We start from the raw sequence: 22,220 nt of genomic DNA, 5'->3' as shown, positions 1-22,220 counted from the left end.
GGCGCTTGCGTCGGCTTGCGCGCCGCTTGCGCGGTCAGTTCCAGCCGCGCGAATCCTGTTTCAGGGCGGTGTCGATGGCCAGGCCGGAGGCCACCACCATGGACAGCAGCGGCTGGGGGAGCTGGCGGTGGATCTGCACGACATAGTTGTCGGCGGTGGTGAACATGGTCTTGAGCAGGCCCTCCCACGTCTTGGTGATGCGGGCGACCTCCTGACCGGTGTGGTCGTGGATGGCGAAGTTCCAGGCCCGCCAGTTCTCGGCGCGGATACCGCCGATCTGCTGACCGTTGACCACGAAGGCGAAGTTGATCTTGCCGATCATGTTCTCCTGGATGATCTCACCGATCGGCGCGCCATTGCCGTGCTCGAGCAGGAACTTCGACTTGAAGACCTTGGCCGGGCGGGTGATTCGCATGAGGCACTGGCCGTGTGCGTCGCGGATCTCCAGTTTGTGGGTCATGAACTGGTCGTAGCTGGACAGGAAGCGCACGGCCTTCTTCAGCGCACTCTGCCCGACCTCGGCGACCGCGCCGATCTGGCGGCCGTGCTGGTCGAAGACGCTGTACTCGTTGACCATTTCGATCAACTTGACCTTCTGGTTCACCACCAGCACGGGTTCGGTGAACACGGTGCCGCCACCGGCCTGGGCGGGGGCGATCCCGGCCTGCTGCTGCACCTGGCGCTGGATGTCGCCGGGGTTGTTGGCGCTGCCGACCTCGAGCTCCCAGGGGCTGGCCTCACTGCGACCACCGAACTGCTGCGGTTGCGCGCCATAGGGCTGGCCCGGCTGCTGCGGGTGTGGCGGGCGCTGACCGTATTGCTGTTGCGGCTGTTGGGCAAACTGCTGTTGCGGCTGTTGGCCGTATTGCTGTTGGGGCTGTTGGCCGTACTGCTGCTGTTGCGGCGCGGACTGCTGCTGGACCTGGTGCGGCTGCGACTGCTGCGCGGGCGGCTGGTTCGGGTGCTGCGGGCGGGGCTGCTGCGCGAGCTGGTCGGACCGGGGTCGATCCGGTTGCTGCGGCGCCGGCGCCGGTTGCTGCTGGGGCTGAGTGTGATTCGTCCATTGGCTGCCGTCCCACCACCGGAGCACTGGAGATCCGGGACGCTCGGGGTACCACCCCGCGGGTTGACTCATGGCCGCATCCTAACGGTGTACAGGGACTCTGCACTTTTTGCACTTTTCGCCCCGCGGTCACCTCTATGATGGGCGGTCGACATCCGGAGGCCCAGCTCGGGTCACCCGGGGGAACGGGGAAAGTATGTCCGCCACAGTCGAATTCGCGGGTTGCCACGCGTACACGGTGCGGCCGGGCTTATGACCGAACTGGTGACGCGAGCCCAGCTCGTCCTCCTGGCCCGGACCCTGCACGTGCCGGTGGAACGGCTCGCCCACCTCGAACGGCTCGGCCCGCATCGCCTGCACGAGCTGCAACAACGCATGGCGGGCAACCTCTTAGACCAGCATGCGCCGGTGTTCGAGCGCATCGCCAGGCTGGTCCCCGTCATCCCGCTGAGCATCTCGCTGCCGATCGTGCAGCGGCTGGTGCCGCCCACCATGACCGGGCGCGCGGCCGGCGCGATCGGGGTGAAGTATCCGGCCAAGGCGATCGAGGCGCTGCTGCGGCTCGATGTCGGATACGCCGCGGACTGTGCGCCGTATCTGGATCCGCGCACGGTCGGCCAGCTCGCCTACGACGCGCCGCCCGCGCCGGTGGTGGCGATCCTGAACGAGCTGCTGGCCCGGCGCGACTACATCACCGCGGGGCCGTTCCTGGCCTATGCGACACCGGAATTGATCCAGGCGGTCGAGGAGGGGGTACCCGATGACGAGGGCCTCATCCGCTCGGCCGCCTACGCGTATTCGGGGGAATCGCTCAGTGCGGTGATGCGCCAGTTGCTCGCGGGCAGCGGTCAGCGGGTGCCACGGCTGCTGGGCACGGTCATCAATGGTTCCAAGGAGTTACGGCTCGCGGCGCTGTCGGTGTTCGCGCGCTGCGGCCCCGATGTGATCGCCGCGGTGGGCGACATCCTCTTCGAGGTGGCCCCGCCCTCGGCGGTGGCGGACCTGATCGCCACGTATATCGCCGCCGACGCCACCGACGACATGCTGCGCTTCTTCGGCCGGCTGAGCCCGAACGCCCTGACCCGGCTGGCCCTCAACCCGGTGCTGCCGGAGATCGCCGAGACGCTCGTCGACGCCGTCGACGGCAGCAGCGACCTGGCGGTGTGGCGCGGGGTCCTCGAACCCCTGGCGCGCACTCCCTCCGAGGTGCGCCGCCGGGCGGGCCTGCGCCTGGCCACCCTCGACGCCCCCACGTTGCTCATGCTGCCCGCGCTGGCCCAGGCCGCCCGGTTGTGGCCGCCGCTGCTGTGGGTGCTGTCCGCGACCGATGTCGCGGTCCAGGCCCGGGTGGGCGAGCTGTGGGCCACCGCCACCCGCCTGGACCTCGAGGTCCTCGAACGCCGCATCGCCGACCAGCACCTGGATTCGCTGCTGGCCACGCTGACCAACACGATTCGTTTCCTGCGCTGAGCGCGCCGCCGTCGTCGATCGGGTGTGCGCGGGGTGCTTTCCCGCCGGGTACGGGAACCCTTGTGCCACGGATGATTCCAACTCCCGGTCGTCGGTCGACCTGCGGCGGGGCGGGTCGTGCGGGCGGCGGTGGGCGACGGGGTGCCGGGGAGGTGGTAGGAAAGGTGACGTGTCCGAAACCGCCGAAACCCGCACCCCTCGCGCCGTGTCGGAAGTGGTGGACCTGGTCAGCACGCTGATCCGGTTCGACACCTCCAATACCGGCGAACTGGAAACCACCAAGGGCGAGCGCGAATGCGCGCAGTGGGTGGCCGCACAGCTCGAGGAGGCCGGGTACACCACTGAATACGTCGAATCGGGTGCGCCGGGGCGCGGCAATGTGTTCGCGCGGCTGCAGGGCGCGGACTCCTCGCGCGGGGCCCTGATGATGCACGGGCATCTGGACGTGGTGCCCGCCGAGGCCGCCGACTGGAGTGTGCACCCGTTCTCCGGCGCGGTGCGCGACGGCTACGTGTGGGGCCGCGGGGCCATCGACATGAAGGACATGGTCGGCATGATGCTGGCGGTGGCCCGCCAGTTCAAGATCGAGGGCACGGTGCCGCCGCGCGACATCGTGTGGGCGTTCGTGGCCGACGAGGAGAACGGCGGGCGCTGGGGCTGCCAGTGGCTGGTCGAGCATCGGCCCGACCTGTTCGAGGGCGTCACCGAGGCGGTCGGCGAGGTCGGCGGATTCTCGCTGACCGTGCCGCGGCCCGACGGCAGCGACCGGCGGCTGTATCTGGTCGAGACCGCGGAGAAGGGCCTGGGCTGGATGCGGTTGCGCGCCAAGGCCCGTGCCGGGCACGGCTCGTTCCTGCACGAGGACAACGCGGTGACGATCCTGTCGCAGGCCGTAGCGCGGCTGGGAACCCACACCTTCCCGCTGGTGGTCTCCGATTCGGTCGCGGAGTTCCTGGCCGCCGTCGCCGAGGAGTCCGGGCTCGAATTCGATCCCGGCTCACCGGATATCGAGGGTCAGCTGGCCAAACTGGGCACCATCTCCCGCATCATCGGCGCGACCCTGCGCGACACCGCCAACCCGACCATGCTGCGGGCGGGCTACAAGGCCAATGTGATTCCGCAGACCGCCGAGGCCGTCGTCGACTGCCGGGTGGTGCCGGGACGGCAGGCCGAATTCGAGCGGGAGGTGGACGCGCTCATCGGACCGGATGTGGAACGAGAGTGGATCACCAAGCTCGACTCCTACGAGACCACCTTCGACGGGCACCTCGTGGACGCCATGAACGACGCCATCCTGGCCCACGATCCGAACGGGCGCACCGTGCCCTACATGCTCTCCGGCGGCACCGACGCGAAAGCCTTCGCCAAGTTGGGGATTCGCTGCTTCGGCTTTGCACCGCTACGGCTGCCGCCCGAACTGGACTTCTCTGCCCTGTTCCACGGGGTCGACGAGCGGGTTCCGGTGGAATCGCTCGAATTCGGTACCCGCGTACTGGAACACTTCCTGTTGCACAGCTGACGATTCGAAAGGACTGCTCGTGCCCGACTACTCCTACAATCCCTACGCGCCGCTGCCGCAGCTGCCCGAGTTCACCCTGACCTCCACCGATATCAGCGACGGCAAGCCCCTGCACCTGGATCAGGTCAGCGCGCTGGGCGGCGCGGGCGGACAGGACATCTCCCCGCAGCTGAGCTGGTCGGGCTTCCCGGCCGAGACCAAGAGTTTCGCCGTCACCATGTACGACCCGGATGCGCCGACCGCCTCGGGCTTCTGGCACTGGGTCCTCGCCAATGTCCCCATCACCACCACCAGCCTCACCAGCGGGCAGGCCAGCAAGGGCGGCACCCTGCCGGCCGGCGCCATCCACCTGCGCAATGACGCGGGCCTGCACGAGTACACCGGCGCGTTCCCGCCCGCCGGGCACGGCGCGCACCGCTACTTCGTGGTCGTGCATGCCGTCGGCGTCGAGCGCCTCGAGGTCGACGAGAACGCCTCGCCCGCCTACCTGGGCTTCAACCTGTTCATGAACGCCATCGGCCGCGCCACCATCATCGGCACTCACGAGCAGAAGTAGGCGTCCACGCCGAAACGACTGTGGCCCCGGGCGAATTCGCTCGGGGCCACAGTCATGTCCGGGCAACACGACCCCTGTCCCGACCGCGGAGACATCCGACAGCACCCGGACGGCGCTGGGGTCCAACGAGACTGGGCCGGTCGCCCGACTCGGACACCCGAGGTTCGTCGCGGTGTGGCAGCGGCGCGGCTCGGCCGGCCGTGCCCACCGCCGGGTGCAGGTGGCTAGTCGGGGGTCGAGAGCTGGGCCAAGCCGCGTAGACCTGCGGCGAGATCCTCGGGAGTGGGGGAGTGGTCGGGGTCGATGAGGTATTGGACCAGCAGGCCGCCGATGAGGGTCTGCAGGAGTGCGCCGATGGCGGGGTCGCCGGCGCCGAGGGCTTCGGTGAGGCCGGCGCGGGCTTGTTGCTGTGCGGCACCGGTTTCCGCGCGCAGGGTGGGGGAGTGCAGGGCCTGGGCGGTGGATTCGATATTGGCGGTCCAGATCACCCGGTCGGTGGTGAACGAGTCGATCAGTTTGTGCCAGAAGGTGTTCAGGCGGGCGGCCGGGTCGCCGGCCCGATCGGCGGGCAGGGAGTCGAGGATCTGCTGGACTGCGGCGGCGGTGGCCTCGAGCATGGCCTGGTTCAGCAGCTTGTCGCGGGTGCCGAAGTGGTAGTTGATGGCCGCGAGGTTGGCGCCGGAGGCGGCGACGATGTCGCGCACGGTGGTGCGGGCGTAGCCGCGGTCGGCCAGGCACTGCTTGGTCGCGGCGAGGAGATCTTCTCGGGTTCCCACGGCGGTAGAGCCTAGCACCGGGTGAAACGGTCGTTTGTAACAGCCGTTTAAAACAGATGTTTTGTACGTATGTTTGAAACGTGTGTATGGTCGAGTTCGGCACGATCCATCACACGGAAGTACGAGCCTGGATATGACTCAGCAGAGACTGTTGTCCCCCTTCGAAACCAGTTACTTCGCCACCGACACCCGCCTCGGCAGCGTGCCGATCGGCGGGATGCCGCTGTTCATCGGCACCACCGTGCGCGGTGCGATCGATCCCGCCGTGCTGCGGCGGGTGCTCGGCGAGCTCGCGGCCGGGCATGTGCTGCTGCGCAGCCGGGCCGTCACCGTGGCGGGGGTGTCGCGGTTCGATGTGGACGAGGCCTATGTGCCGCCGCTGGAGGTGCGCGACGGCGAGGTCGACGAGTACTGGGAACTGGTCAACACCCGCCCGGACTGGAGTGCGGGGTTGTTCCGGGCGGTGCTGCTGCGCGGGCCCGTGGACAACCACATCGTGCTGGTCATCCATCACGGGATCAGCGATGGGCGTTCGGCTTTCGCGCTGCTGGACGAGATGTGGCGGCGCTACAGCGCGCACTTCGCGGGAACGGTACTGCCGCTGGAGGATTCGGATCGGGACCTGCTCGACGGGGTCGATCGACTGCTGGCGCGGGTCACCACCGACGCCGAGGTCGACGGATTCCTCGCGCAGGTACGGGAGATGGCGGCGACCGTGGGGCCCGAGGGCGCGCCGCGGACCTTGCCGCACGACGGCGACGGGTCGGGCGATCCCGGCGGGCGATTGGCGTTGCGCCGCATCGAATTGTCGCCCCGGCACACCGGCGAGCTGATGGAGGTGGCGCGCGGACAGGGGATCTCGGTCAACAGCTTGCTCGCCGGTGCCGCCCTGGCGGCGGTGCGCGCCGAGCTCGCCGAGGACGGGCCGCTGCCGTTGATGTGCGGGCATGCCGCAGATCTGCGGCCGGAACTGTCGCCGCGACTGCCGGTCTCGACGATGCTCAATTGCGCCTCGGGGGCGGGAACCCCGGCGCTGGTGGATCGGGATGCCGATCCGCGGGCGCTGGGCGCGGTGGTCGACGCGACCATGCGGCAGATGCTGGACACACGGTTCCCGGCGCTGTTCATGCGGGCCTCGCAGCGGGCGCTGACGCCGGAGGTGGCGGCGATACTGTCGGGTGCGCCGGCGATCGCACTGTCGAATATGGGCCGGCTGCCCGCGCATCCGATGCCGGCGGGCCTGGAGTTCGTGCGGGACGAGGTGTTCGCGATGGCGGCCGGCATGCCGCCGAAGATGACGATCTTCACTGTCGGAGATCGGCTGACGATTCAGGTGGAGTACGACACCGCCGAGCACAGTCACCGCCAGATGGGGCGGATCGCCGAGTCGATGAGCGATCTGCTGGCCCGGGTGACCCGGACGGCCGCTGCGCGCGGGTGACGCCACCGGCGATGCGGCGCCCGTAGCAGCGGACGCGAAAACGGCTGTGGGCCTGGACGAGTCGTCCAGGCCCACCTCTGTTCCAGTGGCGTGCGGTGGCCGCGCGCCCCCGGATCAGCTCATGTTGATCACGCCCTCCGGCGGCGGGGTCAGATACAGCGCGGCGATCTCGGTGGCGTACTTGGCCGCGATCGGGTTGCGCTTGAGCTTGAGGGTCGGGGTGAGTTCGTCACCGCCGGGCTCCCAGCCCAGATCCAGGATGGTGAAGCGCTTGATCTGCTCCACCCGCGAGAGCTTGGCATTGGCTTCGGCGACCGCAGCCTTGATCTCGGCGACGATCTCCGGGTGCGCGGCCAGGGTCTTCAACTCGGCGTCGGGGGTGCCCAGGGCCTTGGCCCGCACCACCGCGGTGTCGGGGTCGAGCACGATGAGTGCGGAGATGAACGGCTTGGCGTCACCGATCGCCACCACCTGGCCGACCAGCGAGGACACCGCCTTGACGGTGTTCTCGATATTGGTGGGAGACAGGTTCTTTCCCGCCTCGTTGATGATGAGTTCCTTCTTGCGGTCCACGATGCTGACGTAGCCGTCACCGTCGATGGTGGCGACGTCACCGGTGTGCAGCCAGCCGTCGCCGTCGATGGCCTCGGCGGTCTTGTCGGGCATCTTGCGGTAGCCGTGGGTGACGATACCGCCGCGGACGAGCAGCTCCCCATCCTCGCCCAGGCGAATCTCCAGCCCGCGCAACGGAACACCGACGGTGCCCGGCTTCGGCTTGGCCAGCGGGGTGTAGGTGCCGACGCCGGAGGTCTCCGACATGCCCCACACCTCGGTCACCGTGAAGCCCAGGCCCAGCAGGTATTCCAGGGTCTCCGGCGGGATCGCGGCCGCGCCGGAGGCGGCGACGCGCAACTCGTCGAAGCCCAGGGCGTGACGCAGCTTCGACAGCACCAGCGCCTCGGCCAGCTTGTGCTGCACATCCAGCAGCGGGCCGCGGCCGTTGCCGGCCAGATCCGCACGGGCGGCCTGCGCGCCGACCCCGAGCGCCCAGTTGGCCAGGGCCTTCTTCACCGGGCTGGCCTCGGTGGCGAGCTTGGCGTCGATGCCGGCCTTGATCTTCTGCCACACGCGCGGCACGCCGAAGAACGCGGTCGGGCGGGCGTCGGGCAGGGCGGCGGCGATCTCGCGCGGGTCGGGCACGCAGGTCATCTGGACGCCGGTGAACAGGTTGGCGCAGTGGCCCGAAATGCGGTCGGCCACATGGGCGGCCGGCAGATAGGACACCGAGCGGTCGTCGAGGCCGACGGTCAGCGGGCCCTCGACCAGGCCCACGATCTGGGCCACCACATTGGCGTGGGTGAGCTCCACGCCCTTGGAGGGGCCGGTGGTGCCCGAGGTGTAGATCAGCGTCGCGACATCGTCGGGCTGCACCGCCTGCCAGGCGGCATCGAAGTCGAAGTCCGCCTTCGGCGCGGCCTCCACCTCGGCCAGGGTCAGCGTGCCCGCCGCCGAACCCTCCACCAGCACAATGTGTTCCAGCTCGACGCCCGCCCCGCGCACCACGTCCAGGAACGCGGGCTCGGTGATCACGACCTTGTTCTCGGCATTGGTGAACAGGTGCGCGATCTGCTCGGCGGAGCTGGTGTTGTAGATCGAGAACGGCGTCGCCCCAACGTGCAACGCCGCCGTGTCGACCAGATTGAATTCCGGCCGGTTGGTCAGCATGATCCCCACGGTGTCCCCGCGCCCCACCCCCAATCCGGCCAGACCCGCCGCGATGGCGCGCACCCGTTCCCCGTACTCGCGCCAGGTGATCTGCTGTGTCCCCCCGACGGTCCGCAACGCCACCTGCCCCGGCCGCAGCGTCAATGTCTCCTGGAACGCCTGCGGAATCGTGTGAACGGTTTTCCCAGATGCGTGCGCATACCCGATGTCAGTCGTCATAACCCTTTTCCCGATTGCCTCTCGCTTCACCCGCCACACGCGCACCCACCTGCGCGAACTCCGACGTCCGAGAGAACGACCAACCCGATCACGCGATGGCCACGCGCCGTCTGTGGCGCGGCTCACTCATCGTAACCAGATCATCACAGTTGTGTCGTGGGCTACACGGCCACGTCGGTGGCCGAATTTACCGATCCTGGTGGCGGGCGGCGGAATCGAAGGTGCGCCCACACGGCGCGATCGCCGCGTCACGCACGATCCCGGGGTGACCCGGATACGCGCTGCGGCGCTTGGCTTTCGCCGCCATGTACAGCGCCGCCTGCGGACTGCGCGGCTCGGTCTCGAGCGGCACCGCCGTCACGATCAGCCCCGCATCGCGTACCGCGGCAACCTTGTCCGGGTTGTTGGTCATCAGGCGCACCGACCGCAGGCCCAGCGCGGCCAGCGCGTAGGCGGCATGGTCGTAGGTGCGCGAGTCATCGGGATGCCCCAGGCGGCGATAGGCATCGAAGGTGTCGGCCCCGGTCTCCTCGCCGAGATGCAATCCCATCGCCTTGACCTCGAGGCCCGCGCCGCGGCCCTCCTGCTCGAGATAGATGAGCACGCCCTGCCCGGCTTCGCCCTGGATGAGGTCCATGGCCAGCTCGAGCTCGGGCCCGCAGTCACAGTCCTGGGAGCCGAGCACATCGCCGTAGAGACACCGGGAATGAATGCGTACCAGGCAGTCATCCGCCGGCTCCCCGAAGATCAGCATGTGCCCGACACCGGTTTCGTCGTGCACTTCCTTCACCCGCACCCGCAACTCACGCCCCTTCCGGAGCAACGAATGTGCGGTTGCCTGAAGCTCTTTCACGCCTGCTCCACCTGCCGCCCTGCCTCTGGCAATTATGGCCGAGCGGTCGATTTCAGGACATGAGTTGTCCGAAGAGCTCAGAACCCGGAGAGGCGACTCCGTATCAGGCGGGCCCGGGCACGCAGCAGCCGAGTGCGTTGGGGAGCCCAGTAGCCCACCGCCAGTCCGGCGATGGCCGCAGAGGCAGCCACCACCGGCACGATCCACTCGACTCCGGTGCCGTGCCCGACAACACCGGCCACGGCCGCGCAGGTGGCGCCGAACGCCGTGGCGAATGCCGCGTTCGACAATGCGCGCAGAGTACGGAGGACGCCCCAGCCCTGGGGCAGCTTGTGCCCGCGGTATTCGCGCTTGGCCTGAAGGTACTGATACACCCAGGGATTGCGGGGCAGGATGAGCAGCGGCACCGGCTGCACCTTCACGCCGACGGCACGCAATTGCTCGACCTTGTCGGGATTGTTGGTCAGCAAGCGCACCGAGGCGAGTCCCAGGTTCAGCAGCATCTTCGCGGCGACGGTGTAGGTGCGTGAGTCCGGGGACAGCCCGAGCCGCGCATAGCTGGCGAACGTGTTCAGCTGCTCGCGCTGACTCAGCGAATATCCGCGAGCCTTGCCGACCAGGCCCGCTCCACGGCCCTCCTGTTCGAGGTAGAGCAGCACCCCTCGGCCCTCGGCCTGGATCATGTCCATGGCCAGGTCGAGCTCGGGGCCGCAATCGCAGTCGTCCGAATGCAGGGCGTCACCGTATAGACAACGCGAATGAATACGAACCAGACAGTCCGGTTCGATTCGACCGAAAACCAGCGCGTGACCGAGACTTTCGTCGGAATCGAGCGGAATCACCCGCAAGGTGATGGTGCGGCCGTAGCGGGTGAAGACATGCTCGGTCTCGTCATGCAGCGACTGCACGTTCGCTGTCGTCAAGCGATCCTCCGGTCAGGGATGAGATGCACAGTGGTGAGGCGATCACGAATCACAGGCACACGACGAGCCGCGAGCGATCGTATATCGGCCGCGGGGACCGCGCCCTGTTTCACGCGGGATCATTCCGGTGTCGACGCGTCGGCGTCCGGTTCGCCTGCGACGACGGCGTCGATGGCGTCCGCGGACGGCATGGCGGCCGGGGCGGGACGACCGGCCGGCACGCGCGCGGCGCGCCGGATGAGGTCCGCCATGGCCGCTGTTGCCCAGACGAAATCGGCGGTCTCCGCGGAGCGGTCATGAGTGACCAGCCGATAGGTCAGAGCGGCGGAGAAGGCCGAGGCCGCACCGGTGACACCCGGCATGGGGTTGTCGAAGCGCGACACCTCCACGGTCCGTGCGCCCGGGTGGTGGATGGTGCATCGCGATCGCTCGATGACGACGACCGCACCCACACCACGCTTCAGCAACCAGGCCGCGACGGTCTCCGGCGGCTCGTCGGGCCGCAGTGCCGCGAGTTCCTCGGGTGAACCCACCAGATAGTCGATCGCGGACAGATTGACGCTCATCGCGTGCGTGAGTGGGCGCTTGGGAGTCGCGTTCACGATCAGCCAGGGCGAGCTCGCCGCATCGACAGCGTTGTTCTGCGCGCTGACCGCTTCCAGGGCCCGCTCGATGACCGCCACCGACTGTTCGAAGGTCAGTACGACCGCGGTGACGTCGGTGATCGCCTGCAGATTCGACGCGACCTCGAGGTCCGCGGAGGCGAGCTGGGTGCGACCGGCCTTGGCCGCGATATTCGTGTAGTCCTCGCCGTCCTGAGGAGTGATCACGACCGTCACCGGGGTGCTGGCGCCCGGGACGACCTTGATCAGACTCGTATCGACGCCCTCCTGGGCGAGGTATTCGAGAATCTCGGCGCCTTCGCTGTCCTGACCGATCGCGGTGAGCAGGCGGGTATCGAGCCCGAGTCGGGAGAGCGCGACCGCTCGCGTGAGCCCCTTCCCGCCCGGGCGCCGTCGGAAGTCTCCCCACATATCGATGCCCGGCTCGGGGAAGTGGTCCGTTTCGACGGCCATGTCCATGACCGCGTCACCGATGATCGTCACCGTTTGCCGTTCCGCCGCTTCGGGATCGGATTCCGAGGTCAGCAGCGTCGCCAGCGCCGTGAACGCCCTCTCCTCCGGGGCATCGCGGATGGTGCGGACGCTCGGCGCGGCGGGAATGGATGTCGCACCCACCGCCTCGTGCAGCAGGCGCCAGTGCAGGGTGAGGTAGCGGCGGCGGTCCATGAGTTTCTCGCCGTACAACTTGGTGAGATCGATGCCCCGCGGCCGATTGGCCTCACCGAACAACCCCAGGCACAGCTCGGCGTCGACGATCAATCGGTCGGTGCTGTCCAGTTTGCATGCCGCGTGCCGAAGCGCCTCGGTCAGCGCACCCTCGGAGGTGGTTCCACCCAGATGGGCGTAGCGACGAACCACGCTGAGCCGCAGCAGACTCCGGGTGTCGACCTGAGTCTTCTGGATCCGCCCGGAGCGCAGGCCCGCCCGCGTGCGCAGGCTCTTCAGTACCGCGACGACGGCGAAGACAGCGTTGTCCGGCGCCACGATGGCGGCTCCCGGGCCGTGAGGAATATTGTCGGTGGCCATCAGACCCCAAGAATACCGCCGAACATGTTTAGTGAACAGCCAAAACGTCAATTCGGTTGTCGCAGCGGCAAATGCCGGGTACCAGCGGCAAAAACCACAGAGCCCGGGCAAATGCCATACTGATGGTGGCGAAGTACCGTGCCCACCAGGCAGGTTCGGGAGGTCCGGTGTCCGGAGTGCTTCTACTGATTCGACACATCCGCCGGCACAGACGCGGGGCGACCAGCGAGTGCGATGCGGAGCCGGAGATCGATGTCGCGGTGGGCTAGGACGGAATCCGTCCGCGCCGCGACCGACACCATCCATCCACGTCGCCAATCGCTCTGGCCGACACCATCATTCGCAGGCGACGGCCCACCGGCCGGTCGCCTTTCGAGGGTCGGCCGGTACCGGCATCCAGCGGCCGCGCGAGGGCGACACACTTTCCGCCCCGGGGGCCACCGTGATCTATCCCAGTGTCAACTCGATCACCAGCAGCATCGCAGTCTTCGAATGGGCGCAGCGACGCCCGGACTGCCCGGAACCGGCATGGGAGCTCAGCTGGCGGTCTCGGCCGTTGCTGACTCGCGAACAAGCGCTGGCGGCAATGGAACTCACCGAAATCCTGTGCACCCCGCTCGTCGGCTCCGACACGGTGTGGCAGCGCGTGCAGAGCATCGCCGCCGAACTCGGCATCGATATCGAAGCGGCCTGCGACATCCTGCGCAGGCGCCGGCAGGAACGGGGGGACTCGTGACCATCTACGCTACCGACGACTGGACGATGACCAGCGACGTCACCGGAGAGAACGCCGTGCGGGTCGCCGACAGGTGGACCCTGGCGTGGCGGTGCAGCTGGCTGCCGGATCGGCTGCTGACCCGCGCCCAGGCGCTGGCGGCCATGGTGCTGGCCGAAATCGTCGCCGTCGATCCGTATCCGCGGGACGAAATCGTCCAAGGCCGCCTGATCGCCAGCGCGGGCGAACTGGGGATTCCGGTGGAGCAGGCGATGTTTCTGCTGCGCCGGCGGTCGGCATGAGCACAACCGACGCCGGAAACGGGGTCGTGACGATCTTCGACTGCGGTACCGCCCGTGGGTCGACAACGGGAAGGGAGTTGGCACAGCCGACATTCAGGGCGGGAGCAGGAGACTCGATGACATTGCGACCGACCAGCATTCGATGAGGGAGCAAACAGCCCGGCGCGGGACATCGACCGCGACCGAGCGCACCACAGCGCGAACGGGCAGCGATCCTGCCGCTCGCGTGCACGGCCGAGGGAGGGCCCCATGATCGACATCACCACCACCGCCATGACCAGCACCATCAGCCCCGAGTATGCGATCCGCGAGCGCCGGGGCAGCGAAGCGGTCTGGCGCCTGAGCTGGCTTCCGACCCACCGGCTCACCCACGAACAGGCCCGCGCCGGAATGGAATTGGACGAAATCCTGTCCGATCCGGCCGTCGTCTACGACGAAGCCGCCCACCTGTGGGCCGCCGACCTGGCCACCCGAGTCGGCATCTGCGTCGAACGCGCGGTACTCCTGCTCGCGCAACGCCTGGCCGAACGGATGTACCGCCAGGACACTCCCCGAGAGACCGACGAGGAGGACGAACGACCCGAATCGATCCTCGCAGGATGGGCAGCCACCACCCACCGTCCCTCGACGACAGGCGCTCGCTCCCGCCACCTGTGGGCCTGAACGACCTGACCCGCACGACGATTCGCCGCACCCGATCGGTCCTGTGACGCGTGGGGCCGCCGCCCATGCGAGGTCAGTGGCCGGGATCGGTTGTCAGGCGCGGGTTTTGTGTTCGGCGCCGACCGCGTCGGCCAGGGTGGTGTAGCCGTGGGCGCGGAGTTTGGCGGCCAGGCCGCGGTGGATGTGTTTGGCCCACAACGGACCGCCGTAGATGAAGCCGGTGTAGCCCTGGAGGAGGGAGGCGCCGGCGAGGATGCGTTCCCAGGCCTGGTCGGCGGTTTCGATGCCGCCGACGGAGATGAGGTTGAGCTTGTCGCCCACTCGGCTGTAGAGGCGGCGCAGGACTTCGAGGGAGCGGTCGGCGACGGGGGCGCCCGAGAGGCCGCCTGCGCCGATCGGTTCCACGTCGGCGGCGGGGGTGCGCAGGCCGTCGCGGCGGATGGTGGTGTTGGTGGCGACGATGCCGGCCAGGCCGAGTTCGACGGCGAGGTCGGCGACGGCGTCGATGTCCTCGTCGGACAGGTCGGGGGCGATCTTGACCAGGACGGGGACCGAGACGGTGTCGAGGACCGCCTGCAGGATCGGGCGCAGCGAGGTCACCGCCTGCAGGTCGCGCAGGCCGGGGGTGTTGGGAGAGCTGACGTTGACGACCATGAAGTCGGCCAGCGGGCCCAGCAGTTCGGCGGAGATGGCGTAATCGCCTGCGGCGTCCTCGGGTTCGACGATCTTGGTCTTGCCGATGTTGGCGCCGATGGGGACGCCGCCGGGCAGGCGGTGGGCCAGGTGTTCGGCGGCGGCGGCCGCGCCGAAGTTGTTGAAGCCCATGCGGTTGATGAGCGCCCGGTCCGCGGGCAGGCGGAACAGCCGGGGGGCCGGGTTGCCGGGCTGGGCCTGGGCGGTGACGGTGCCGATCTCGGCGTAGCCGAAACCGAGCGGGCCCCACGCGTCGACGCCGTCGGCGTTCTTGTCGAAGCCGGCGGCCAGACCCAGGGGCGCGGGGAAGTCCACGCCGAACACGCGGGTGCGCAGGATCGGATCGTCGGCCACCAGCAGCCTGCCGGTCAGCGCGCGGCCCGGGGCGAAGCGGGTCGCGAGCCGCATGGCGGCGAAGGCCAGGTGGTGGATGCGTTCCGGCGACAGCAGGAACATCACCTTCAGCAACAGGCTGTACAGGCGCTCGTACATGGGGGGTTACATCACCGCCTCGGGTGTCGGGGATAGCAGGGGGGTCGTCTTGCGGCGGCGCAGTAACACCCGACGGCTGCCGTCGGTGTAGGCGCGCACCCGCGACAACTCCCAGCCACCGTATTCGGCGTGGATGGACAGTCGCATGGAGGCGGTGACCCTGCTGATGCCGGGCGGCAGCCGCAGGGGCACGTATTCCCATTCGTCGCTGGATTCCTCCCAGCCCTCCGGCAATGTGCGCGATTGGTGCGCCGATCGTGAGGCCCGAGCCATCACTGCCCTCTCTTCCGCTGGTCCGCGCCGATCCGTTGCAGACCGTCACCGGTCGCGGATCCCACGAACATGTCACCGGTGCGGCCGTCGATGGTCACCGCGTTGGGCTGGCGCACCGTCGGGTAGCGCCCCACCTCTACCGGTATACCCGTCGACAGGTCGTAGCCGACGACTTCGTTGCTGCCTGTCAGCGTCACCCACACGGTCTCGGACCGCTGATCGTAGGCGAGTGCGTAGGGCGAAGAGCCTACCGGGAAACGCTGGTGCAGGACCAAGGGATCGGCGGTGTAGACCAGCAGTTCCTGCCCGGCGGTGTCGGTGACGATGCGGCGGCCGAAGTGGTCGCCGATCATGTTCGACGCCCCGTCTCCCGCGCGCAGCGACAGCCCGAGCTTGCTGGTGCCGTCGAGTTGGACGATGGCGGTCTGGCGGCGATCGAGCACGACCACCGCGCCGTCGCCGGCTTCGACGGCATCGGCGGAGGACAGACCCGAAATGGTATGGCGCACAGTGCCGTCCGCGTCCAGCAGCAGCACCTTGCCGTTGGCCAGGCCCGCGACCAGCGAGCCGTCGGGGCGGAGTGCCACCGCGTGCACGTCACCGTCGATCGCGATCTCGGTGACCTTGGCCGAGGCGGCGTCGACGCGAAGGATCCTGCCGGGCACCGCGACGAGGATCTCGCCGGGCTTGCCGAGGGCCAGCGTGGCGGCCTTGCCGGGCAGCGGGACATCGGTGGTCCGGTGGTTGCCGGGCGTGGCGGTGTCGGTGAGCCGCAGCACGGGTTTGTCGCCGACGGTGGTCGCGGCGGCCAGGATTCCGGTGGCCGGTTCGGAGACCAGCAGCGAGATCGGGGTGCTGGGGGTCACCTCCCCGGCGGGGGCCGCCGTGGCCGCGGGCGCGGCGGCGGGGGTGGCCGGGTCGCGAGTGGCGTTGTCGGCGTTGTTCTCCTGGGAGGAACAGCCCGCCAGCAGGGTCACCACGGTCACACCCGCGAGGGCTGAACCGATCCAGCCGCGACGGCGCATGCAGCGAACTCCTTACTGACCGAACTGACCGACGAAATCATGCGTGCTCTCTTATCTGACCATGATCCGTCACCACACCCGACAAGCGGGGGTCTTCGCGGCGGCGTGCCGCCCGCCTCCCGGGCCGATTTGCATGATGTGACATGGGCTTTCGGTGGCGCTGTTGGCCGGTGCGGTTACCGTGGAAGGCAAAAGCGTGCTGTATCAGGGAGATTTGTTGGTAGCCGATCGCACTTCGGGCTTCACCGTCGAAGACGTGACGGTGGGTCGTTACGCGCACGGGTTCGGGGTCACCGCGGACGGGCGGTCCTTCGCCTTCCGCACCCACCGCGCGACCCTCACCCTCGAGATCTACCGGCTCGGGCTGGCCACCGCCGTACCCGGCCCCGAGGACGTCGAAGCGGTGGCGCTGGCGCCGGTGACCGATATCGATCTCGACGACGAGCGCAGCGTGGTGGCGCTGGTGCGCGATCTGATTCCGCAGGCCACGCCGGTGCCGGCCGCGCAGCTGCGGGAGGCCATCACGGTGCGGGCGCTGCTGGGCCGGCTCAGCGCGGTCATCGACGGCATGTGAGCCGCTCGCGCGGAACCGGGTGTCTGTGACACAGGAATCACCCTCGGGCGCGGCGCGTGACAAACTAACGGCACACAACCGCAGTTCGAGCTGACGAGGATGTTGATGCGACTTCGACGACCGGCCGCCGCCGCGCTCCTGTTGACCGTGCTCGGCGCGTCGATCGCCGCGTGCGGCGGGGGCGACGACGAGTCCAAGGTGGCCCAGGCACGGTCCTCGGCGTACGCGGCACTGAGTTCGTCCTCGGCGGTCGCGGCCGCGCAGAGCAGCGCCAACAAGCCGACGATCCCGACCGCGCAGGAGCTGGACGCGCAGATCAAGAGCGCGCTGGATCCGAATCTGCCCGACAGTGACCGGACCGCGCTGATCGAGGACGGGCAGGCGTTCAAGGACGCGATCCCGGACATGTACAAGGCGCTGGCCGATCATCCGCGCGCGGTGTACGGGGTCAAGGATCCGGTGTTCGACAATCACGACGGCACCCTGACCGCGACGTTGAGCCTGGACAAGGACGGCACCGGCACCGATGTGCGCACCACGGTGGTGCATTTCGTGTACAAGGACGGGCGCTGGAAGATCTCGCGCACCGACCTGTGCGGCATTCTGCGTTCGGCCGACTACAAGACCGCGGCCTGCGGCTGATGCTCGAGGCCGGATCCCTGCGGTGGGGGCGGCTGATCCACCGTTTCCGGTTCGTGGTGTTCGCCGTGTTCGGGCTGGTGGTGCTGGCGTCGGGGTTCTACGGGCGGGACCTGGCCGATCACCTCACCCAGGAGGGCTGGTTCGACGAATCCAGTCAGTCCGTGGCGGCGTCGAAGCTGGCCGATGCCACCTTCGGGCGCGACACCGACGCGGATCTGATCGCGATCTACACCGCCCCGCCCGGGCTGACCGTCGACGACGAGCCGGTGCGTTCGGCGGTGGCGGCGGAGTTGACCCGGCTGCGCACCGAGCATCCCGATCGGATCCTGAAGATCGACTCGTATTGGGACGGCGCGCTGATGGGGCAGTTCGCCGACGCCTCGCGCACCCACGCCTTCGCCAGCATCGGGCTGCGCGGGGCCGGCGGCACCGACACGGTGAACAACTATCTGGCCATCAAGAGCGAATTCCACGCGGGCGCAACCGGTTCCGGGCCCGGCGGGACGACGGTGCAGCTGGCCGGATTGCAGCCGGTGGTGGAGGGCATCAACACCGGCATGCAGGACGACATCCACCGGGCGGAGCTGATCGCGCTGCCGCTGGTGGCGATCCTGCTGTATTTCGTGTTCGGCGGGGTGCTGGGGGCGCTGCTGCCGGTGCTGATCGGCGGCATGACGATCCTGGGCAGTCAGGGCATCATGCGGCTGCTGACGAATCATCTGCAGGTCAACGTGTTCGCCTCGGCGGTGGTCACGCTCGTGAGCCTGGGGCTGGCGATCGACTACGGGCTGTTCGCGGTGACCCGGTTCCGGGAGGAGCTGGCGGCCGGCCGCAGTGTCGAGGAGGCGACGGCGCGGACGGTGGCGACGGCCGGGCGGACGGTGTTGTTCTCGGCGGCGATCATCGCGGTGAGCCTGGGCGCGTTGTTCATCTACCCCAATGGTGTGCTGCGGTCGGTGCCGCTGGGCGGTATCTCTTCGGTGCTGCTGGCGGCGGTGCTCTCGGTGACGGCACTGCCGGCGGTGTTGTCGATCGTGGGGCGGCGCATCGATCTGTGGGGATGGCACGGGCTGGCCAGTGTCCGCACCGCCGAGCAGATCGATGCCGGATTCTTCTCGCGGCTGGCGGTTTTCGCGATGCGCAAGCCGTGGCGGGTGATCGTGCCGGTGGTGCTGATGCTGCTGGTGCTGATCCTGCCGTTCCGCAGTATCGAGTTCGGGGGGCTGAGCGAGCGATATCTGGCCTCGGACAATCCGGCGCGGGTGGCGCAGCAGGACTTCGACCGCATGTTCCCGCAGTTCCGGACCGAGCCGTTGAAGCTGGTGGTGGTGGGCGCGAATCCGCAGCAGCTCTCGGATATCCGCTACGCCGCCAATCAGATGGTCGGCCCGGAGATGACGGGGCCGTTCGATCCGGCCGCGCCGACCAAGGATCGGGTGACGGTGCTGGCCAGCGGGCTGCGCGACAAACGCGACGCCGACAGCGTGATCGCGGCGCTGCGCTCGATCCCGCAACCGGACGGGGTGCAGGTGATGGTCGCGGGTGTGCCCGCGCTGGAACGGGATTCGATCCAGGGATTGATCAGGGGGCTGCCGCTGCTGGCGGCGATCCTGGTCGTGGCGGCGATCGCGTTGATGTACGCGGCGTTCCGGTCGCTGGTGCTGGCGATCAAGGCGGTGGTGATGAGCGCGCTCAGCCTCGGCGCCACCCTGGGTGTGCTGACCTGGATCTTCGTGCAGGGCCACGGCGCGGGCCTGTTCGATTTCACGCCGGGCCCGCTCATGTTCGCGGTGCTGGTGCTGATCGTGACGGTGCTGTTCGGCCTGTCGACCGACTACGAGGTGTTCCTGCAGTCGCGGATGGCCGAGGCGCGCGCGGCGGGAGCCGATGCGCCCGAGGCGATCCGCTACGGCATCGCCCACACCGGCGGTGTGATCACCTCGGCCGCGGCGATTCTGATCGTGGTGACCGGGGCGTTCGGCTTCTCGGATCTGGTGCTGATGAAATACATTGCCTACGGCATGATCGCGGCACTGGTGTTGGACGCCACCGTGATCCGCATGCTGTTGACTCCTGCGGTATTGAAGTTGGTCTGGCGATGAGCGTGCTCAAAGGCGCGAACCTGTTGGTGATGTTCCTGCTGGAACTGTTGGTGCTGGGTGCGGCCGCGTGGTGGGGGTTCACGGTGTCGGCGCCGCTCGCGGCGCGGATCGTGCTGGGGCTGGCGGCCCCGGCGGTGTTCATCGTGGTGTGGGCGCTGTTCGGTGCGGCCAAGGATCCCCGGTTCCCGCAAACCGGTTGGCGGCGCGTGGTTTTGGAGGTGGTGTGGTTCGGAGCGGCGTCGGTGCTGCTGGGCCTGGCCTGGACTCCGGTCGCGGGTGTGGCGATGTTCGCGGTGTGGCTGGGCAACGGCGCACTGCGGCTGCTGTGGGGTCAGCAGCAGCTCTGATCGGCGCTGCCGCCGTGCGGGGCGGGGCGAATGTGCCTGGCCCGCACGGCTTTCGGCGAATCAGCCGCGGACGGGCAGCACCAGTTGCGCGCCGGTCACCGGGTGGTCGAAGACGTCGACCGGGTGCTGGTAGACGCGGGAGAGCAGTTCCGGGGTGAGGATCTGGCGGGGCGGGCCGTCGGCGGCGATGCGCCCGGCTTCCAGGACGGCGACCCGGTCGGCGTAGGCGGCGGCGACACCGAGGTCGTGCAGCACGACCACGACGGCCGCGCCCGCGGCGGCCCGCTCGCGCGCCAGGTGCAGCACCTGCTCCTGGTGGCCGAGATCGAGTGCGGCGGTGGGCTCGTCGAGCAGCAGGGTCGCGGTGTCCTGGGCCAGTACCCGGGCCAGGGCGACGCGGGCGCGTTCACCGCCGGATAGGGCCGGGAAGGGGCGGGCGGCGAAGCGTTCGACGTCGGTGGCGGCCATGGCGGCGGCGATCGCCTCGTCGTCGTCGTCCTGGCGGCCGGTGCGTGCCCACGGGGAACGGCCCATGGCCACCACTTCACGTGCGCGGAACGGGAATCCGACGGTGTGCGATTGCGGCAGCACCGCGCGGCGGCGCGCCATGTCCAGGTGGGTCCAGTGGGTCAGGGCGTGCCCGTCGAGTTCGACGCTGCCGCCGGAGAGTTCGAGTTCCCCGGCGAGGGCGGCCAGCAGTGTGGACTTCCCGGCGCCGTTGGGGCCGACCAGCGCCACGATCTGCCCGGCGATCACCGGGAAGTCGACGCCCTCGAGGACCGTGCGGTCGCCGCGCTTGGCACTGACGTTGCGGGCGCGCAAGGTGACCGTGCCCGGTTCGGGTGTCTCCGGCAGTGCGGGGGAACGTCCGAAAATCGTTGCCAGCTCGCGCAGGCCGCTCATGCCCAGCCTCCCGATCGTGCGCGGGTGCGGCGCAGCAGCCAGAAGAAGAACGGCCCGCCGACCAGCGAGGTGATCATGCCCAGCGGCAGGTCCGCGTTGTGGACCAGGGCACGGGCGCCGATGTCGGCGGCGACGAGCACCGCCGCGCCGAGGATCGCCGACAGCGGAATCAGCACCCGGTGTCCGGGCCCGACGAGCATGCGCACCAGGTGCGGCACGATCAATCCGACGAACAGGATGATGCCGGTGAAGGCGACACCGGCGGTGGCGAGCACCGCGACGACGATGATGATGTTGCGCCGCAACCGTTCCACGTCGACCCCGAGGTGGCGGGCCGCGGATTCACCGAGGGCGAGCAGGTCCAGGCGCGGGGCCATCCAGATCGCGGCCGCGATGCCCAGCAGGGTCAGCGGCCACACCACATTGACCGCCTGCCAGCTGGCACCGTTGAGACTGCCCATCTGCCAGAACACCAGCTGATCGCGGGCCGCCGGGGATGCCTTGAACAGCAGGAACGAGATGACGCCGCCGGCGAAGGCGTTGATGGCGACGCCGGTGAGAATCAAGGTCACCACCTCGGTGCGCCCGCCCGAGCGCGAGAGCAGATACACCAGCAGGGTGGTGCCCAGCCCGGCGACGAACGCGCCCGCCGCCACCGACCAGGCTGCGGTGAACGCGCCGCCGACCACGATGACCGCACCCGCCCCGACGGCCGCGCCTGCGGACACGCCGATGACGCCGGGTTCGGCGAGCGGGTTGGCGAACACGCCCTGCAGCAGCGCGCCCGCGGTGGCCAAGGCGGCGCCCACGAGCACCGCGAGCACGACGCGCGGGAACCGTACCTCCCACAACGTCACGTAGCCGGCGGGATGGTGGGGCAGCGGCCCCCAGTCGAGCCCGATGCGGTGGAACACGCTGCCCGCGACCTCGGCGGGGCTGGTCGGCACCTGCCCGATGGCCGCGGAGACCAGGGCCAGCACCACCAGCCCGGCCAGGCCCGCGGCGAAGATCAGCATGGTGCGCGGCCGGCTGCGCCGACCGGCCGGAGCCGGGTCCACACTCGCCGGCAAACGGTGTGCGGCAACCGATTCCATCTCCGATTCGGCGACCTCGACTGCCCCGCGACCGGTGGCCGGGCTGCCGGACTCCGCGGCGGCAGCCGGGTTCGCCCGCTCGGCCATCGCCCGATCGGCCTCGTCGCGCTTGCCCGTGGGCGAGGTCGTCTCGTGTGCCCTGGGACGGTTCGCCGCGCGGTCGACGGCCGGGTTCGTCCCGTCGCCGTCCGGTGTGGCGGC

Annotated in this window: 22 protein-coding genes; 11 read left to right on the top strand and 11 right to left on the bottom strand. The window is 69.0% G+C overall.

What is annotated here, in order from left to right:
* Window positions 1-34: 34 nt before the first annotated feature.
* Window positions 35-1,135, bottom strand: a complete 1,101-nt coding sequence (locus ACFXIV_RS15370) for a phospholipid scramblase-related protein (protein ID WP_379396733.1) — start codon at window positions 1,133-1,135, stop codon at window positions 35-37.
* Between the two features lie 180 nt (window positions 1,136-1,315).
* Between ACFXIV_RS15370 and ACFXIV_RS15365 the strand changes: the two genes are divergently transcribed.
* From ACFXIV_RS15365 to ACFXIV_RS15355, 3 genes are all read left to right on the top strand, one after another.
* Entirely contained in the window at window positions 1,316-2,533 is a 1,218-nt protein-coding gene (locus ACFXIV_RS15365) for a hypothetical protein (RefSeq protein ID WP_379396732.1), read from the top strand.
* A gap of 169 nt (window positions 2,534-2,702) precedes the next feature.
* Window positions 2,703-4,052: a M20/M25/M40 family metallo-hydrolase gene (locus tag ACFXIV_RS15360; protein ID WP_379396730.1), complete on the top strand. Its 1,350-nt coding sequence runs from the start codon at window positions 2,703-2,705 to the stop codon at window positions 4,050-4,052.
* 19 nt (window positions 4,053-4,071) lie between these two features.
* Window positions 4,072-4,608 carry a YbhB/YbcL family Raf kinase inhibitor-like protein gene (locus ACFXIV_RS15355; protein WP_379396728.1) on the top strand — a complete coding sequence of 179 codons (537 nt, stop codon included), beginning with the start codon at window positions 4,072-4,074 and terminating at the stop codon, window positions 4,606-4,608.
* A 224-nt stretch (window positions 4,609-4,832) separates the two neighbouring features.
* Here the strand turns inward: ACFXIV_RS15355 and ACFXIV_RS15350 are convergent, their stop codons facing one another.
* Window positions 4,833-5,384, bottom strand: a complete 552-nt coding sequence (locus ACFXIV_RS15350; RefSeq protein WP_379380818.1) for a TetR/AcrR family transcriptional regulator — start codon at window positions 5,382-5,384, stop codon at window positions 4,833-4,835.
* Window positions 5,385-5,517: 133 nt separating this feature from the next.
* Here ACFXIV_RS15350 and ACFXIV_RS15345 point away from each other — a divergent pair, with 133 nt between their 5' ends.
* Window positions 5,518-6,825 (top strand): hypothetical protein, encoded by a 1,308-nt coding sequence (locus ACFXIV_RS15345; RefSeq protein ID WP_379396726.1) that lies wholly within the window; start codon window positions 5,518-5,520, stop codon window positions 6,823-6,825.
* A 114-nt stretch (window positions 6,826-6,939) separates the two neighbouring features.
* Here ACFXIV_RS15345 and ACFXIV_RS15340 read toward each other — a convergent pair whose 3' ends face one another.
* From ACFXIV_RS15340 to ACFXIV_RS15325, 4 genes are all read right to left on the bottom strand, one after another.
* Window positions 6,940-8,769, bottom strand: coding sequence for an AMP-dependent synthetase/ligase (locus ACFXIV_RS15340; RefSeq protein WP_379396724.1), 1,830 nt, complete (start codon window positions 8,767-8,769; stop codon window positions 6,940-6,942).
* Between the two features lie 187 nt (window positions 8,770-8,956).
* Complete coding sequence (locus tag ACFXIV_RS15335) at window positions 8,957-9,622, bottom strand: GTP cyclohydrolase (RefSeq protein ID WP_379396722.1); 666 nt, start codon at window positions 9,620-9,622, stop codon at window positions 8,957-8,959.
* A 77-nt stretch (window positions 9,623-9,699) separates the two neighbouring features.
* On the bottom strand, window positions 9,700-10,545 hold the full coding sequence (locus ACFXIV_RS15330) for a GTP cyclohydrolase II (protein ID WP_379396720.1): 846 nt from the start codon (window positions 10,543-10,545) through the stop codon (window positions 9,700-9,702).
* Window positions 10,546-10,664: 119 nt separating this feature from the next.
* The gene (locus tag ACFXIV_RS15325) at window positions 10,665-12,194 is read right to left on the bottom strand and encodes a carbohydrate kinase family protein (RefSeq protein ID WP_379396718.1); all 1,530 of its coding nucleotides are present in this window, start codon (window positions 12,192-12,194) and stop codon (window positions 10,665-10,667) included.
* A 442-nt stretch (window positions 12,195-12,636) separates the two neighbouring features.
* On the opposite strand from ACFXIV_RS15325, the gene ACFXIV_RS15320 reads away from it, so the two are divergent.
* The 3 genes from ACFXIV_RS15320 to ACFXIV_RS15310 all read left to right on the top strand — a co-directional run bounded on the left by ACFXIV_RS15320 (window position 12,637) and on the right by ACFXIV_RS15310 (window position 13,874).
* Window positions 12,637-12,930: a hypothetical protein gene (locus ACFXIV_RS15320; RefSeq protein ID WP_379396716.1), complete on the top strand. Its 294-nt coding sequence runs from the start codon at window positions 12,637-12,639 to the stop codon at window positions 12,928-12,930.
* Window positions 12,927-13,211, top strand: coding sequence for a hypothetical protein (locus tag ACFXIV_RS15315; RefSeq protein WP_379380806.1), 285 nt, complete (start codon window positions 12,927-12,929; stop codon window positions 13,209-13,211). The genes ACFXIV_RS15320 and ACFXIV_RS15315 overlap by 4 nt, the downstream gene beginning before the upstream one ends.
* Window positions 13,212-13,460: 249 nt before the next feature.
* Window positions 13,461-13,874: a hypothetical protein gene (locus ACFXIV_RS15310; RefSeq protein WP_379396714.1), complete on the top strand. Its 414-nt coding sequence runs from the start codon at window positions 13,461-13,463 to the stop codon at window positions 13,872-13,874.
* 93 nt (window positions 13,875-13,967) lie between these two features.
* On the opposite strand, the gene ACFXIV_RS15305 is transcribed toward ACFXIV_RS15310, so the two are convergent.
* The 3 genes from ACFXIV_RS15305 to ACFXIV_RS15295 are packed head-to-tail and all read right to left on the bottom strand — an operon-like array spanning window position 13,968 to window position 16,357.
* Complete coding sequence (locus ACFXIV_RS15305) at window positions 13,968-15,047, bottom strand: quinone-dependent dihydroorotate dehydrogenase (protein WP_379397177.1); 1,080 nt, start codon at window positions 15,045-15,047, stop codon at window positions 13,968-13,970.
* 18 nt (window positions 15,048-15,065) lie between these two features.
* Window positions 15,066-15,332, bottom strand: coding sequence for a DUF5703 family protein (locus ACFXIV_RS15300; RefSeq protein ID WP_040857817.1), 267 nt, complete (start codon window positions 15,330-15,332; stop codon window positions 15,066-15,068).
* Window positions 15,332-16,357: a hypothetical protein gene (locus tag ACFXIV_RS15295; protein ID WP_379396712.1), complete on the bottom strand. Its 1,026-nt coding sequence runs from the start codon at window positions 16,355-16,357 to the stop codon at window positions 15,332-15,334. The genes ACFXIV_RS15300 and ACFXIV_RS15295 overlap by 1 nt, the downstream gene beginning before the upstream one ends.
* A gap of 217 nt (window positions 16,358-16,574) precedes the next feature.
* Here ACFXIV_RS15295 and ACFXIV_RS15290 point away from each other — a divergent pair, with 217 nt between their 5' ends.
* The 4 genes from ACFXIV_RS15290 to ACFXIV_RS15275 all read left to right on the top strand — a co-directional run bounded on the left by ACFXIV_RS15290 (window position 16,575) and on the right by ACFXIV_RS15275 (window position 20,022).
* Window positions 16,575-16,931 (top strand): hypothetical protein, encoded by a 357-nt coding sequence (locus ACFXIV_RS15290; RefSeq protein WP_379421268.1) that lies wholly within the window; start codon window positions 16,575-16,577, stop codon window positions 16,929-16,931.
* Between the two features lie 105 nt (window positions 16,932-17,036).
* Complete coding sequence (locus ACFXIV_RS15285; protein ID WP_379396709.1) at window positions 17,037-17,573, top strand: hypothetical protein; 537 nt, start codon at window positions 17,037-17,039, stop codon at window positions 17,571-17,573.
* The gene (locus ACFXIV_RS15280) at window positions 17,573-19,675 is read left to right on the top strand and encodes an MMPL family transporter (RefSeq protein ID WP_379396707.1); all 2,103 of its coding nucleotides are present in this window, start codon (window positions 17,573-17,575) and stop codon (window positions 19,673-19,675) included. The genes ACFXIV_RS15285 and ACFXIV_RS15280 overlap by 1 nt, the downstream gene beginning before the upstream one ends.
* Window positions 19,672-20,022, top strand: coding sequence for a YrdB family protein (locus tag ACFXIV_RS15275; RefSeq protein ID WP_379396705.1), 351 nt, complete (start codon window positions 19,672-19,674; stop codon window positions 20,020-20,022). The genes ACFXIV_RS15280 and ACFXIV_RS15275 overlap by 4 nt, the downstream gene beginning before the upstream one ends.
* Before the next feature lie 60 nt (window positions 20,023-20,082).
* On the opposite strand, the gene ACFXIV_RS15270 is transcribed toward ACFXIV_RS15275, so the two are convergent.
* Both ACFXIV_RS15270 and ACFXIV_RS15265 read right to left on the bottom strand, forming a co-directional pair.
* Window positions 20,083-20,925 (bottom strand): heme ABC transporter ATP-binding protein, encoded by an 843-nt coding sequence (locus ACFXIV_RS15270; RefSeq protein WP_379396703.1) that lies wholly within the window; start codon window positions 20,923-20,925, stop codon window positions 20,083-20,085.
* Window positions 20,922-21,941, bottom strand: a complete 1,020-nt coding sequence (locus tag ACFXIV_RS15265) for a FecCD family ABC transporter permease (RefSeq protein WP_379397175.1) — start codon at window positions 21,939-21,941, stop codon at window positions 20,922-20,924. The genes ACFXIV_RS15270 and ACFXIV_RS15265 overlap by 4 nt, the downstream gene beginning before the upstream one ends.
* Between the last annotated feature and the right edge of the window lie 279 nt (window positions 21,942-22,220).

The sequence above is a fragment of the Nocardia sp. NPDC059236 genome (genome assembly GCF_042754085.1).
Classification (GTDB): domain Bacteria; phylum Actinomycetota; class Actinomycetes; order Mycobacteriales; family Mycobacteriaceae; genus Nocardia.
The sequence above is the reverse complement of the archived record's forward strand: the minus strand, read 5'-3'. Positions and strand labels throughout refer to the sequence as shown.

What these genes read in the sequence shown, in the direction of transcription:
- ACFXIV_RS15370 (WP_379396733.1), bottom strand. Translation starts at nt 1,135, where the DNA reads ATGAGTCAACCCGCGGGGTGGTACCCCGAGCGTCCCGGATCTCCAGTG.
- ACFXIV_RS15365 (WP_379396732.1), top strand. Translation starts at nt 1,316, where the DNA reads ATGACCGAACTGGTGACGCGAGCCCAGCTCGTCCTCCTGGCCCGGACC.
- ACFXIV_RS15345 (WP_379396726.1), top strand. Translation starts at nt 5,518, where the DNA reads ATGACTCAGCAGAGACTGTTGTCCCCCTTCGAAACCAGTTACTTCGCC.
- ACFXIV_RS15340 (WP_379396724.1), bottom strand. Translation starts at nt 8,769, where the DNA reads ATGACGACTGACATCGGGTATGCGCACGCATCTGGGAAAACCGTTCAC.
- ACFXIV_RS15325 (WP_379396718.1), bottom strand. Translation starts at nt 12,194, where the DNA reads ATGGCCACCGACAATATTCCTCACGGCCCGGGAGCCGCCATCGTGGCG.
- ACFXIV_RS15310 (WP_379396714.1), top strand. Translation starts at nt 13,461, where the DNA reads ATGATCGACATCACCACCACCGCCATGACCAGCACCATCAGCCCCGAG.
- ACFXIV_RS15300 (WP_040857817.1), bottom strand. Translation starts at nt 15,332, where the DNA reads ATGGCTCGGGCCTCACGATCGGCGCACCAATCGCGCACATTGCCGGAG.
- ACFXIV_RS15295 (WP_379396712.1), bottom strand. Translation starts at nt 16,357, where the DNA reads ATGCGCCGTCGCGGCTGGATCGGTTCAGCCCTCGCGGGTGTGACCGTG.
- ACFXIV_RS15285 (WP_379396709.1), top strand. Translation starts at nt 17,037, where the DNA reads ATGCGACTTCGACGACCGGCCGCCGCCGCGCTCCTGTTGACCGTGCTC.
- ACFXIV_RS15280 (WP_379396707.1), top strand. Translation starts at nt 17,573, where the DNA reads ATGCTCGAGGCCGGATCCCTGCGGTGGGGGCGGCTGATCCACCGTTTC.
- ACFXIV_RS15275 (WP_379396705.1), top strand. Translation starts at nt 19,672, where the DNA reads ATGAGCGTGCTCAAAGGCGCGAACCTGTTGGTGATGTTCCTGCTGGAA.
- ACFXIV_RS15270 (WP_379396703.1), bottom strand. Translation starts at nt 20,925, where the DNA reads ATGAGCGGCCTGCGCGAGCTGGCAACGATTTTCGGACGTTCCCCCGCA.
- ACFXIV_RS15265 (WP_379397175.1), bottom strand. Translation starts at nt 21,941, where the DNA reads ATGCTGATCTTCGCCGCGGGCCTGGCCGGGCTGGTGGTGCTGGCCCTG.